Origin of the sequence: Gimesia algae (assembly GCF_007746795.1) — a bacterium.
Taxonomy (GTDB): domain Bacteria; phylum Planctomycetota; class Planctomycetia; order Planctomycetales; family Planctomycetaceae; genus Gimesia; species Gimesia algae.
This window is the reverse complement of the sequence record NZ_CP036343.1, coordinates 7631731-7645847: the sequence shown is the minus strand read 5'-3', so window position 1 is coordinate 7645847 and position 14117 is coordinate 7631731. Positions and strand designations below refer to the sequence as shown.

Annotated in this window: 12 protein-coding genes and 1 tRNA gene; 12 read left to right on the top strand and 1 reads right to left on the bottom strand. The window is 52.0% G+C overall.

What is annotated here, in order from left to right:
* The first annotated feature begins 409 nt into the window (after window positions 1-409).
* Complete coding sequence (locus Pan161_RS29130) at window positions 410-2950, top strand: ATP-dependent Clp protease ATP-binding subunit (RefSeq protein ID WP_145232229.1); 2541 nt, start codon at window positions 410-412, stop codon at window positions 2948-2950.
* A gap of 125 nt (window positions 2951-3075) precedes the next feature.
* The gene (locus tag Pan161_RS29125) at window positions 3076-3771 is read left to right on the top strand and encodes a class I SAM-dependent methyltransferase (RefSeq protein ID WP_232103546.1); all 696 of its coding nucleotides are present in this window, start codon (window positions 3076-3078) and stop codon (window positions 3769-3771) included.
* A 145-nt stretch (window positions 3772-3916) separates the two neighbouring features.
* Here Pan161_RS29125 and csrA read toward each other — a convergent pair whose 3' ends face one another.
* Window positions 3917-4147, bottom strand: coding sequence for a carbon storage regulator CsrA (gene csrA, locus Pan161_RS29120; protein ID WP_145232228.1), 231 nt, complete (start codon window positions 4145-4147; stop codon window positions 3917-3919).
* A 665-nt stretch (window positions 4148-4812) separates the two neighbouring features.
* Here csrA and Pan161_RS29115 point away from each other — a divergent pair.
* The 10 genes from Pan161_RS29115 to Pan161_RS29065 all read left to right on the top strand — a co-directional run bounded on the left by Pan161_RS29115 (window position 4813) and on the right by Pan161_RS29065 (window position 14011).
* A complete protein-coding gene (locus Pan161_RS29115; protein ID WP_145232227.1) occupies window positions 4813-6714 on the top strand; it encodes a carbon starvation CstA family protein in 1902 nt (633 codons plus the stop codon).
* A 1298-nt stretch (window positions 6715-8012) separates the two neighbouring features.
* Window positions 8013-8252 (top strand): hypothetical protein, encoded by a 240-nt coding sequence (locus Pan161_RS29105; RefSeq protein WP_145232225.1) that lies wholly within the window; start codon window positions 8013-8015, stop codon window positions 8250-8252.
* Complete coding sequence (locus tag Pan161_RS29100) at window positions 8249-8827, top strand: hypothetical protein (protein ID WP_145232224.1); 579 nt, start codon at window positions 8249-8251, stop codon at window positions 8825-8827. Before Pan161_RS29105 ends, Pan161_RS29100 begins: the two co-directional genes overlap by 4 nt.
* A complete protein-coding gene (locus Pan161_RS29095) occupies window positions 8791-9438 on the top strand; it encodes a DUF6304 family protein (RefSeq protein WP_145232223.1) in 648 nt (215 codons plus the stop codon). Before Pan161_RS29100 ends, Pan161_RS29095 begins: the two co-directional genes overlap by 37 nt.
* 29 nt (window positions 9439-9467) lie before the next feature.
* Window positions 9468-9983: a protein-tyrosine phosphatase family protein gene (locus Pan161_RS29090; protein WP_145232222.1), complete on the top strand. Its 516-nt coding sequence runs from the start codon at window positions 9468-9470 to the stop codon at window positions 9981-9983.
* Complete coding sequence (locus Pan161_RS29085) at window positions 9980-10696, top strand: DUF6891 domain-containing protein (RefSeq protein WP_197995582.1); 717 nt, start codon at window positions 9980-9982, stop codon at window positions 10694-10696. The genes Pan161_RS29090 and Pan161_RS29085 overlap by 4 nt, the downstream gene beginning before the upstream one ends.
* A 254-nt stretch (window positions 10697-10950) precedes the next feature.
* Window positions 10951-11035 (top strand) — tRNA-Leu (locus tag Pan161_RS29080).
* Window positions 11036-11780: 745 nt separating this feature from the next.
* On the top strand, window positions 11781-12824 hold the full coding sequence (locus tag Pan161_RS29075; protein WP_145232221.1) for a tyrosine-type recombinase/integrase: 1044 nt from the start codon (window positions 11781-11783) through the stop codon (window positions 12822-12824).
* A 1-nt stretch (window position 12825) separates the two neighbouring features.
* A complete protein-coding gene (locus Pan161_RS29070) occupies window positions 12826-13440 on the top strand; it encodes a hypothetical protein (RefSeq protein ID WP_145232220.1) in 615 nt (204 codons plus the stop codon).
* A 31-nt stretch (window positions 13441-13471) separates the two neighbouring features.
* Window positions 13472-14011, top strand: a complete 540-nt coding sequence (locus Pan161_RS29065) for a hypothetical protein (RefSeq protein WP_145232219.1) — start codon at window positions 13472-13474, stop codon at window positions 14009-14011.
* The last annotated feature ends 106 nt before the right edge of the window (window positions 14012-14117 follow it).

Genomic DNA, 14117 nt, shown 5'->3' with positions numbered 1-14117 from the left:
GTTTTCCACTATGAATCAGACTCCCTGTCCCGGTTTAGTACAGGCCAGTGAAATTTCGGTTGTTAAAATGGGTATAATATTTCAGTAAGTTGTGATATTTCAGTCACTTCCTCAGTTGTTCTTTCAGTTGTTTTGGGAAAATCCTCGACGTTTTTTGGTGAGTAACGTATTATTCCTTGGAACCTTTCTTTTTCAAAGTACGGTAGCGAATCAATTGAGAATGCCGTAACTGAATGTACACATGCCGTTGCGACGTTTTTAAATTTTCAACAGACAATATAACGACAATTCAAATTTCATAAACAGGTTGGGAGAAGTGGGTCTGGAATTGAAGCCGCTGGTTTCAGCTCAGATTCACAGTGTTCATCCATAAGAGCCCGGGATGTACGGGCCATAGGAGAAACAAGTTATGTACGAGCGGTTTACAGATCGAGCTCGAAAAGTGATGCAGCTGGCCAATCAGGAGGCCCAGCGGTTCAATCACGAATATATCGGGACCGAACATATCCTTCTGGGATTAGTCAAAGAGGGTTCAGGTGTCGCAGCCAATGTGCTGAAAAATCTGGATGTGGATCTGAGAAAAATCCGCCTGGAAGTCGAGAAGATTGTGCAGTCCGGGCCGGACATGGTCACGATGGGCAAGCTGCCTCAGACGCCGCGTGCGAAAAAAGTCATCGAATACGCCATGGAAGAGGCACGCAATCTGAACCACAACTATGTGGGAACAGAGCATCTGCTGCTGGGTCTACTGCGTGAGCAGGATGGCGTCGCCGCTCAGGTTCTGATGAATCTGGGGCTGAAACTCGAAGAAGTTCGCGAAGAAGTTCTCAACCTTCTGGGTCATGGCCTGGAAGGGGGCGAAGCAGGCGAACGGACTCCGGGAACAGGCACTCAGAAAGCCGGCAAAAGTAAAACACCCGCGCTGGACAGCTTCGGTCGCGATCTGACCGAACTCGCCAAGCAGAAAAAACTGGATCCGGTGATCGGTCGTTCCAAAGAAATCGAACGTGTCATTCAGATTCTCTGCCGTCGTCAGAAAAACAATCCGGTTCTCTTAGGGGAAGCCGGCGTTGGTAAAACGGCGATCGTCGAAGGCTTTGCCCAGATGGTCGTCAACGGCGAAGTTCCAGACTTGCTTCGCGATCGTCGCATCGTGGTACTCGATCTGGCGATGATGGTTGCCGGTACGAAATACCGCGGCCAGTTCGAAGAACGCATTAAAGCCGTCATGAACGAAGTCCGTCGTGCCAAAAATACGATCCTGTTCATCGACGAATTACACACCCTCGTCGGGGCCGGCGGTGCAGAAGGAGCGATCGACGCGTCCAATGTATTGAAACCAGCTCTGAGCCGTGGCGAACTGCAGTGTATCGGTGCAACCACTCTCGATGAGTACCGTAAATACATTGAAAAAGACAGCGCCCTGGAACGACGGTTCCAGAACGTCATGGTAGAACCACCGACAGACTCACAGACAGTCGAAATTCTTCGTGGCCTGCGCGAGCGCTACGAAGAGCACCACAAGGTACAGATCACCGATGATGCGCTGGAAAAAGCGGTCGAACTCTCTTCCCGGTACATCACCGGCCGTTGTCTGCCAGACAAAGCCATCGATGTTATCGACGAAGCGGGCGCTCGCATCCGTCTGAAATCCATGGTCCGTCCTCCCGATCTCAAAGAGCTGGAAGAAGAATCAGAACGCCTGAACCAGTCGAAAGAAGAAGCGGTTGCCAACCAGGACTTTGAACTGGCTGCCAACCTGCGGGATCAGGCTGATAAACTGAAGAAACGCAAAGAGTCGCTGACTCAGGAGTGGCGTGAAAAATCAAAAGAAGTCGATGGCGTCGTCGATGCGGAAGTGGTTGCAGAAGTCGTCGCGAAAATTACCGGCGTTCCTCTGACTCGACTCTCCAGCGAAGACACCGTCCGTCTGCTGAATATGGAAGATGAACTGCATCAGCGGGTCATCAGCCAGGACGAAGCCATCAAGCAGGTTTCCAAAGCCGTCCGCCGCAGCCGCAGTGGATTGAAAGATCCCAAGCGACCAATGGGGGCCTTTCTGTTCTCCGGCCCCACTGGTGTCGGTAAAACATTGCTGGCCAAAACACTGGCTGAATTCATGTTCGGCGATGAGTCTGCTCTGATTCAGATCGACATGAGTGAATACATGGAGAAGCACAACGTCAGTCGTCTGATTGGTGCCCCTCCAGGATATGTTGGCTTCGAAGAAGGCGGTCAGTTGACCGAGAAAATCCGTCGTCGTCCTTACGCCGTCGTGCTGCTGGACGAAATCGAAAAGGCACACCCCGATGTCTTCAACATGTTGCTGCAGATTATGGAAGAAGGCCACCTGACCGACAGCTTCGGTCGCAAGGTTGACTTCAAGAATGTCGTGCTGATCATGACTACCAACGCCGGTGCTCAGGGAATGGCTCACGGGGATGCCTTCGGGTTCCGTAAAGCCGACGATGACACCAGTTATGATGCCATGAAACGAAATCTGATGCACGACCTGCAGAAAGAGTTCAAACCGGAGTTTCTGGGACGTCTCGACGAAGTCGTTGTGTTCCGCAAACTGACCCGCGAAGAACTGAAGCAGATTGTGGATATCGAACTGGGCAAAGTCCGCAGCCGTCTGAAAGAACAGGGTGTTACCCTCGAACTGACCGACGAAACTCGCGAATTTATCATCGACAAAGGTTCCGAAGGTGGCGAACTCGATTACGGTGCACGTCCGCTGCGTCGTTCTGTCGAACGTTACATCGAAGACCCGTTGGCAGAAGAGCTGCTGCGTGGTGCCTTTGAAGGTAAGAATAAAGTGCTCGTCAAGGTCAGCGAAGTCGGCGATAAGAAACAGCTCGAATTCGATGGTTCTTACGAAGCAGAAACAGAAGAGCTGGCAACCGTCGGCTCAGTGGACGGGGACAGCGGTACTTCCGAAGGGGAGTAATCATCGTCCGCCATTCATGATGGAAAATCGTAAAGAGCCCTCTCTCTCAGTGAGTGAGGGCTCTTTTTTTATCGTCGTTTTTTTTTCGTCATAGTTGAAATCTCTCAGTTTCACTGCAGGAATGTATGATGATTCCACGACAACTCGAACCTGAAGTCATGGACACCCGCGAAGAAGCCGTCGACTATGACGCCATGGATCACAGCGAGGTTAATCAGCAGTTCGCAGCATCTTTGCTGCCCTTAATCATTGCCTGCCAGCAACAACAGACGATTGCTGGCAATACGCAGCCGATCCGAATTCTCGACCTGGGAACCGGAACGGCGCTCATACCCATTGAGATCTGTCGTCACATTCCTCAACTGCAGATCATCGCCACTGATCTCGCCGCGGAAATGCTTAAGATAGCCCAGCAAAATATTCAGCGCGCTGGTTTGGCCGAAACGATACTCCTGGAACACGCGGATGCCAAGCAGCTCCCCTGTGAAAATCAGAGTTTTGATGGCATGATTTGCAACAGTCTCATCCACCATATTCCCGAACCGCAGTCTGTCTTCGCTGAAATCAAACGCGTTCTGAAGCCGGGAGGCTTTCTCTTCCTGCGTGATCTGCTTCGGCCCGATTCGCTTACAGAACTGGATCGGCTGGTAACATGTTACGCGGCTGACGCGAATCTGCATCAGCGTCAGATGTTTCAAGATTCCCTGCACGCCGCTCTGACGCTGAATGAAGTCAGAGAACTGCTCAGCAGTTGTGACTGGACTACGACAGCAGCGCAAATCACATCCGATCGCCACTGGACGGTTTCACTCAGATTGTGACAGCAATATTTTTACCCGCAAACTAAAACAAAGGGAGGCCGACATCATTATCGACCTCCCTTCGCGACTCATTCAATTACTCTTTAATTGTAGTTTCACCAGTCACTGCTATCCCCAACAGTGGAATGACTTTCAGGCAAAGAAATCATTCGCTGGCATTTTTTGATGGCGACTTCGCCGCAGGACGATGCGCTTCCGATTCTTTCATCGCGTTCTCTCGTTGAATCGCATCGTATACTTCTTGACGGTGCACTGGAATTTCTGTTGGTGCCTGAATTCCTAACCGTACTTTATCACCCCGGATATCGACAATTGTAATGACAATATTGTCACCGATGATGATGCTCTCGTCGCGTTGTCTCGACAATACAAGCATCGTGAATACTCCTTCCGTAGATCTTAGTTCTGGGCCAATGAGGTGATATCTGAAGAGGCGACAAACCTCTTATTGATTTGAATTAAAGTTTGTCACCCGTTGTATATTCGTATGTAAATAAGACAAATCAGACCGACTTCAAGAATTCGATCCCGGACAATTCCGATTTCTCAGACTGACCAGAGACCGGATGCGTTTTCATGCATAATTCTCTTACCGGCAATGACCCACATCCCTGCTTCATTTACTGAGCTCCTCGTGGGTACTAACTACATCGACCCATTCTCACAGATAATCTTTGCTAAGATGGGATAAATAACGCTGCTGCCAAAAGATGGGTGCTGGTTTGCGGGATCCATCAAGTTTACCGATTGTGCCGAGTCTGCGGCCTGCGTGCGGGTGGGACAGTGCATGAATGTTTATGTAAATGTGTGTTTATGAGTGCGGCCTGGCTGCCAGCAGGACCGATTGATTTGCGATTCCAGAGGCAGTTGGATAATCTGTACTAAGCGCTCTGATTTAAGACTTCCTGTTGGCAGGGAGCCCCTCTTCAGTGCAAAATCAGACACGAAATTCACGTCCGCATCGACTTCAAACCGGTTCGGAGCCCTGAAATCATCTATCAATACAGCTGATTTATTGAGAAATGCTGGAGTAAAACACGAATGGCCACACTGTTGATCGCCGCAGGAGCTTTTGTAGGTTACATCATTGCCTACCACACTTATGGGAAATGGCTGTCTCAGAAAATCTTTAACGTCGATGGAGACGCGGAAGTTCCCAGTAAACAGTTGCGGGACGATATCGATTTTGTTCCCACCAAAAAAGAAGTCATCTTCGGCCATCACTTCACCAGTATCGCCGGCACTGGCCCCATTGTGGGCCCTGCGATTGCTGTCTTCTGGGGCTGGCTGCCTGCACTCGTGTGGGTTCTGGTCGGTTCGATTTTCATCGGCGCCGTTCACGATTTCGGCGCGCTGGTCGTCTCGTTGCGCAACCGCGGACAAACTGTTGGCGAAGTAGCAGGGCGACTGATTGCCCCACGCACCCGTATCCTGTTCCTGCTGATTCTGCTGCTGGCTTTGACAGTCGTGCTCGCGATTTTTGGACTGGTCATCGCTACCATTTTCGCTGATTATCCGGAAACAGTGATCCCCGTCTGGATCACCATGCCCATCGCCATTGTCATCGGCCTGATGGTCTATAAACAGAATGCGAGCCTGCTCGTGCCCTCGCTGGTCGCGTTGGCGATAGTCTACGCTTCGATTTATCTGGGCGCGTATTACTGGCCCGTTAATATCGCAGCTATGTTGGAGATCCCCGTCATGGGACCATTCCCCAATACCGTCATTCTCTGGACCTTCGTATTGCTGGGATATTGTGCCATCGCCTCGGTTCTGCCCGTCTGGCTGCTGCTGCAACCCCGCGATTTCATTAACAGTCACCAGCTGGTCCTCGCATTGGGACTGCTGCTGATCGGAGCCATCGTTGCCGGAGCGACGGGCCAGGCAGATCTGGTTGGCAGTGCCCCCGCGGTCGCCACGAATATCCCCGCAGATGCGCCCCCGATCTGGCCGTTCCTGTTCATCACCATTGCCTGTGGCGCCTGTAGCGGATTCCACTGTCTCGTCAGCAGCGGAACCAGCAGCAAGCAGGTGGAATCCGAACTCGATGCCCAGTACGTCGGCTACGGTGCCATGCTCCTCGAAGGAGGTCTGGCGGTCATCGTGATTCTCGCCTGTTGTGCCGGCGTCGGTATGGGAGATTTCTCCCGCGTCGGTTCGGGAGCCGCTTATACTTATCAGCCCACCATTGATACCTCCACGGGAACCCAACTCACCGGACTCGCTGCCTGGGAAACCCTCTATAACGGGAAAGCAGCAGATGGCTGGGCCGCGTTTAAACTGAAAGACAAAATCGGTGCGTTCGTTCTGGGGGGGGCGAACTTTCTGGGCGCGATTGGGATTCCCATGAAACTGGGCATCAGCATCATCGCCGTCCTCGTTGCCAGCTTTGCCGCCACCACACTCGATACCGCGACGCGTCTGCAGCGTTACGTCATTCAGGAACTGGCGGCCACCGTTCATATCAAGCCACTCACCAACAAATATGCGGCCACCGGACTGGCTGTCTTCCTCGGTGGCATGGTTGCCATGCTGCCTAAAAGTGCTGCAGCAGGTCCGGGGAGTGGCGGCCTGATTCTCTGGCCTCTGTTCGGCGCCACCAACCAACTGCTCGCCGGCCTGGCGTTTATGGTCATCGTGTTCTACCTCCGTCGCCGGAATAAACCCATCATATTTGCCTTGGTTCCCATGATCGTCATGCTCATCATGCCCGCCTGGGCCATGCTCTGGAACATGTTCAACAGCAGCTCGGGCTGGGCCTATAGCGCCGATGAATGGCATCTGTTCCTGTTCGGAATTGTAGTAATCGGACTCCAGATCTGGATGATGGTCGAAGGCCTGCTCGTCTGGTCGAGGTCCAAAGGGCATCTCGAACAGCAACTGCCGGAATTGCCCCGCACACGTCAGACTGCCGCTGCTGCTTCGGCAGGCGGTTCGAATTAATTCCGGCTGAATCAGTTCATAAAGCCCGGCTGCTTTCATAACAGGAGCCGGGCTTTGATTTTGCGCGACTGAAAAAAATGAACTTGACTCGGTCACGCCAACGGAGATAAGCGTTGTTCTGAGTCGCGCGCGTGCCCAGTTTACAGTGCACTGAAACACGCGACACTTGTTCGTTGTGTGCACCCGATTCACACCCCTTTTTTCCAGATAATCAGTTTGCATAACCGCACCAGTTCCCAGTGTATGCCTGCGGGTCGACGCACTTCGCAGGCTTTCACTCCGAAACCGTCCCGGCGTCGCACCATATCGGTCCTGTATCAACCTATATCGCCACATCTTTTCCTCCCATCCCCCTTGACGCCCCCACGCCTCTATAGAAAATATTTCACCATGCAACGGTATCACAGTCACCAGACACCCCGGATAGAAAAGCAGATTGAACACCAAAACAACGTACATTACTCAACGCCCTCTCATGCCGGTGGCACAGCTCGCTTGCCTGACGCTGCCCGAAAAACCAGTTCCCGCTCCTGATGCAGGGGTAAGCCCGAATGTAATTCGGGCCGAGCGCAGCGAGCAGGAGGTCGCAGCTACCACGTACAATCCAGAACCGGGATTCCTATATCCATTCGATACGGCCGGACAAGCCGGGCTGTGACACGGAAACCTCAAAATTAATTGCAATGTGTCTTACAAAACCAGACATGCGTGTGGCACAGTTGGCTTGCCCCGACAGTGATTACGTAAACAGCATCACTACCTGGTTCACATCAAATTATAAAGATCGTCTCCCATACCCCACAGATGAAAATCCCGAACCACAGAATGCTAAAAAAATGAATAGAAAGGTGCCTGTGCCATTCGCCGTAGGCTGGTTCCCGATTAGCCATTAAGCGTTAGTTCCGGTTGTCTCCCGATCTGCAGAAACCGCAGCTGACTCATTACAGCTCATGAAAAAGAAAGGGTGCCCCCGGATGCAATCCGGGGTTGTCGCAGACAACAGGAAACTGTCAGGGCAATCGCAGATTAAAGTTTCAAGTCACCAACCTGTCATGCAACAGGGGCGGTACACACCAGTTTCGCCTCGCAATGGAAACCGGTGAAACGTTCGAACTGGAATCTTCTACCACGAAAAACACGAAATGACACGAAAAAAAAAATGGGTGGGGCCGAATATAATTCGGGGATATGAATATACATTCATAACATCGGCGAATATTTCATTGATCCCATTGAAGTAACGTGTCATCCTCAGTTGATACCAGACTTTTAATATCATATTTCGATGAAATTATTAAATGTTGTCAATCATGGTTGATCTCAACAGCAAACGCCTGATTTACCTTAAAGTCTTCCTGTTTCTGGTGATCCTGCTGTTTGCCAAGGGACTGATCATTGCTCAGGCCGGTTCGTGGCAGATATCATTGTTATTACAGTACCAGATTTCGAAAAAACAAAAGCAGCTGACACACAGAATTGATTTCATATATTTAAAACTCTTGATTGAATTGCTGTTGAGAACCAGAGGGACACAATGATCTTTTTTAAAAAGCAAGATCCCAACAGAGCACGGCTCATTGCACTGCTCGATCAGATTCGAGAGGCGGAATCCCCCGTTGGCTGGGAAAGAGTGGTCAGTATGGCTGTTGGCGGGTTAACCGACCTGGGCTTTTCCAAAAACAGTCCCCATCTTCTCGTAATTTCATCGCAGGGACGAGGCGTGATCGATTGTCAGACAGGCGAAAAAGTAGCCCGGGATTATGATGAGACAGGTGACTGGTTCAAGCCGCAGCAGCTGTTGTGTCAGGGGATTGGCCCTCTTGCTTCCGAATGGATCCAGACCTGTGGTATCAACGGTGGCGGTCTGCCATGGGGCAATCAGTTTGGAGAAAGTATAGAAATGCATTCACCTGACTGGCCCGTTTATGATTTATACTTCTGCTCTGACTGTCAGTCGCCATTGATCGCAGGTGCGGCCAGCCGTTGTTGCAAAATTGATTCGGAACATCTGAGAGCCTGTGGCTTTTCATGGTGTGGCCATTTTCTAGTCTCCGCCAACAGTAGTGATTTGACCTTATGGAAAAAACAGAATTCAGATACACCGACCGCATAGGCACCATCGTCGGCACCATGACCAACGATGGTGCCGACATCCGCATCAATCTGGATGGCTGGGAATTTGTGGGAAAAATGTTCGACGACATGGAACCGGTACAATCAGTTTGCCTGCCGGATCGTTTTCTAATTCATCAGGACAGTCTGGTTGACTGTGATTTTGAGTTCATAATTCCTGTATTAGTCAATGATCGAAATCAACTGATCAAAGTTGATCTTTCAGTTCATTTTGAATTGGGTAAGCCAAACGACCGTGGGGGAATTGATAAAGAGGGATTTCAGATTGCTCTGGAATACAACGCTATTAAATATGTCTCTTCCGGAAGGTTGGAGGATATGGAAGATAAATTGCTGAAGATCCAGAAGCAATTGCCGGATGGACTCTTTATCCAGGCTTGTATCAACTGTCTTTATTCCGACTATAGCCCCTACGGAAATGGGGTATTTGGGTGCATGATGTGCTTTCGAAATCTGAAACAGGAATACCTGCAGGTGAAGTCGAAAGAGGAGTTCTTTCACATTCACGATCATTTCGAACGTCAGGTACAGGAAACCTGGTTGTGTGACGAATTTGAACGTCGGGTTCCGGGTACGGGATATCGTGGTTAGTGATTTTGATTAATGAGACAGGCAAGCTAATGTTCCAACCAACCATCTACCCCATCCAGACGATCGGCGCCGGCTCGCTGTCGGTGATGGCCAGGCCGGTTCCCGGGGAATGGATCGACGACGAATTCGCCGGGATCGCGCGGCTGGGAATCTCGCATATTGTTTCGTTGCTGGAACACGAAGAAGCTATCGAGGTCGGTCTGGAAGACGAACCCCAACTCGCAGAACAGCACGGCATGTTGTTTACATCGTTTCCCGTCGCGGATCGTTGTCTGCCTGCGTCCATCGAAGCGTTTGCGGACTTCACCCGGGCCCTGTATCAGGGTATTCTGGCTGGCAGTCACACGGTCGTGCATTGCCGCGCGGGCATCGGGCGGGCCGGGATGACGGCGGCGGGCATATTGCTGCAGCACGGCCTGACGACATCAGAGGCATTCGAGTTAATCTCAAAACAGCGACGCGTCACGGTGCCGGATACTCCCGAGCAGTACAACTGGGTCATGAAGCATGAAAAACAGCTGACAGGGAAAGATAAGCAGCCATGAAATTAGGGAACCTGTTGCTCATCGCCTGCCTGCTCCAGTCCGGTTGTGATTCTGCACAAAATCAGACAGCCGTCACACCACCGCCGGTTGAGAAAAAACAGTTGCTGAAAGTACCGATTCTTAAGCAAAAGGTTTCTCAGATGGGATTGGATGCGGAAGCACTCACTGAAATGGACTGGCTGGTTCGTTCGGGTTTCTATGATAAAACCGATCTGATGCGCGTTTTCTGCGAAGAGATGGATGCCCCCGGCGATCTTGACGAAACCCAGGTCGCCGCTGCCATCGATGCCCGGCTGGCTGCACACCGCGCGGAACAGAAAAACTGGCCTGCCGTGACCGACTGTGATCGTCTGGATCAGGCGTTTGCCGGCATGAAAAAACGGGGGCTCATCACACTGGAGAACGCAGGCAACACACAAACCGACGGGTATGACATCTTCCAGGTCTATCTGGCAGAGCATCCCCATCCGGAAACGGTGATTGGCTACTGCTTCTACCATAATCAGGATCTGGAACGCGCTGTGGATGGACTGCCCCTTTATCTGGCCTTTGGCCCTGTTGACCCCAAAGATGAAAAGACAAAAGGTGCAGAGATCGGAAACATCATCCGGGAAGAGCTGGAGCAGGGCGGACTGGAAGTCGAATGGCAGGGCACATTTAACGATCAACTCCGCGTACCCGGCATGGTCTGGCAGAAGCGGTCTCTCAATTGACTCAAACGCTGAGAAACCGGGGCTGGCAATCACCCGCATAATCGGTTCCTGCTCCCCGTTCTGCAGGCAGTTGTCCTAAATTTGCGGGGCGTAAGACTGGAAATAGGGGACCAAAGTCTATAATATACCTGCTTCCCCGTGAGGCGGAGCAGAGCCGGAAGCAGACTTTACCGGTTTCTCAGCCAGAAATTCTGTCTCACACGGTTGATATAGAATTGACGTAAGTTAATAATATCAAAAGGGATCAGTAAAAAGCCCAAGTGGCGGAATTGGCAGACGCGCTAGATTCAGGTTCTAGTATCTGTAATGGATGTGGAGGTTCGAATCCTCTCTTGGGCAATATGTTACGACTTGATGTGGTAAAAAAATTCTAGCCAAATTGGCTGAGATTCATCACTGAGAGTCGCTGCAAAAAAGATTTCTGTAATTGTCTGCACGGTAGGAGGACAACCGTAAGGCCCTCCATTTCTGGTGATGTATTAGATTTGTGGCAACCATGTAGACGAAACAGGCGGCGCGCCTCACCCCTCCGGGGAGTGGGGCAGTCGTCTTTTTTTATGCGCCTGTTTGTCTCAGTGTGCCTGCTTTACGCTTCCCTATCTTCGGCATCAATGTCAAAAACACTGCAGAGAATCGTTTCCCCTCCGCGTCATTACAGTTAAATCCCTCCTTTGAAAAATATTCATTTCTGGATTGACAATTTTAAATCGCCCGCTAGGATCGTCCTTGCCACAAGTTTATGAATACATCACCATGCGGGCTGAGTCAGCCTGTTACCACAATTCAGATCCGAACATTCTCGTTTCTGCCGTGGGTGGTGATCAATTAACTTTGACCATCGCCCTGCTCCAATTGATGTTGAGGAGTGTGGCCGGCAAGTAACGGGGATTTTTTTATGCGCTGCTTCGACCTGACGCGTGCATATTTGCTGACACCCCTGGTGAAGACTTCGGTTCTCGCCAGGGGTGATTCTGCGCGCCCGCTTTCTTTTGCCGCCTCTCGCGATTGCTGTGATCGGTCACCAGCGATGATGAGCTACGGAGAGTTTTGAGTTCATCGCTGTTTGTTTTTCAAGGAGAAAAGCATGCAGCAGCGTAGAGTTTTAACCGATGACAGCGGAATTCACTGGGCAGTTTATGTCCTGCAGTACATCCAGAGCCTGAGTGTGCACGGCAAAAATGCAGTTTACATCAGTAATGTGAAACGTGTTCTTGACCGGTTCACTCTGTACTGCAACCTGATCAATCTGCGCCTCAATGAGATTACCGATCAGCATCTTGAAGCATACCTCGCAAAGCGGAAGGATGACCGTCCGCGAGGAAAGCCGCTCAGCAATATTTCTTTGAACAATGAAATCGGGTTTCTCAATACCTGCCTCGGAAAGGCAGGCCCTAAAGAAGCACGCGGCCCCGGGCGCAGAAATTACGGTCACATCGAGTTTCCGCCCTACTGCGAATTGCTGACCGTCGACGAAACCGACCCCCAGGTTGTTACCGTCGAGCAGATCCAGCAATTCAGCGAAGCATCTCAGAATGCTCGGTCACCCATGATCGATGGTTGCACGCCTGCCGAGTTCTGGCGAGCCGCCTTAGTGTTGGGACTGGTGACAGGTCTCAGGCGGCGGGGCCTGCTGCTGATTCAACGGCCCGAGGATCGCGAGCTGCTGGGGAAACGAGAACTGTTCCTGCCAGCCAAATATCACAAAACCCGCAACTCTCTGAGAATCCCCCTGGGTTCGATGGCGGTGGTCGACATCCTGGCGAAGCTGCCATCGAAAGAGGGGGAACCGTTGTTGCCCTGGATCAACGGCAAGACCGGTAAACCGCTTTCGTTCGAACACTTCTCCAACACGATGACCCGCATGCAGCGTGAGGCCGGCATTCCGGAAGATCAGCGGGTGAAGTCAAAACACCTTCGTTCCACGGCTGCCACCATTATTGCCGAGGGCATCAGCGACGAAGTGGCGACGAAACGCCTGGGACATGCCCCAGGCTCCAAGACAATGCTGACTCACTATCGAGCCAAGCGGGTCTCAGATACAGATCGTCAGGCCAGCGAGTTGCTGGGGCAGATGGTGCTGCCTCACGTCTCTGGTCCTCAAATCCGTATTTTCAATGAGGGAGCATAACATGATCCATCGGCGCACAGGCTACCCTAACACAAACCAGCCTGCCGCAGTGCTGACCTCTCTTGTGTCGCACTGCCGCGCCGATTCACGCGCGGGGGGTGTTGGCTTTTACTCCCCCCGTGCGACTTTCACACATTCGAATCCAGGCAGGCCGGACGGCCCTCTTGTCTGTCGGGTCCCTGCTGGTGAAGTAGAGGCATCAGCAGGGTTTTTCACACAACGCAACCATGTCAGGCTGACCGGCCCGTTTGCCTGCCAGTTCCGCCCTGATGCAATTGAACCTGACATCAGGGCGGTTTCACATTTGCCTGCGGGGACGTTCCCTGCGACCGCGACCCGCGTGGGGATTACGAGGGTGGTTTCCCGCGCGGGCTCTCTTTCATTTTCTGCGGGGGATGTTACCCGCAGTTGCAGCCCGTGCGAGGACCTGGGGAGGCGCTCGCACGGGTTTTCACAGTCTACGGGAGTCGGCTCGTTGCCGACTGGTCGGGGAGTCAACAAACAACCATTCATTCCGTTGTGCGTTTGCTCATTCAGTCCCGGCCCTCCCGTTTTTTATTTTGATAGGGCAGGCACAAGCCCAGGCCTGCCGGCGATCGTGCCGGCAGGCCGCTGACAGCGGATTGTCTCACTAAAAGGATTTTCAGATGTCGCTTGAAACACAAATTCAGAATGCCAATCGCGCCTGCGATGAATTCAATAAAACATATTCAGTCGGCACCCGTGTGAAGTACTGGAAGAAAAAACGTAGCGGGGAACCCGATGGCGAAGCGGTCACCCGCAGTACTGCCAGCATTATCAGTGCCTGTGCCTGCGTCTGGCTTGAAGGCGTCCAGTGCGGAATCCGCCTTGCGAACATTGAACCGGTGATACCAGATCAGCAGCCGTTTGAATGGGTTGAGGGGAACGAATTGGCGACTGGATCTGATGATGGTCGTGAACTGTGCTGGGAACTTCTCCCCCAGGGGGAGCCGTTCAGCCTCGAAAGGCTGATTCGTGTCCGCGTTGTGAACCGTTGGAAGCCAGACCAGGAACTGCGGTCGACGCGTTATTTCTTTGACGAAGCTCTGGCAAACGAGTATCTGGAAGACGTCGAACAGGATGCCAACAGGTACGTCGACAGTGTCCAGCGCTACCGCGTGACTGAAGCGGCCGTCTATCGTAAGCCGCGAACCGTAAAACCTTGAAGGTGGGTAGGGCCGACTACCCAGGACAGCAGGTCCAAGTTTAACGCCGGCCCGCTGGGAGCCGTGATCCCAGCACTTTCAATCAATCGTTTTTTCAAAGGAGCTG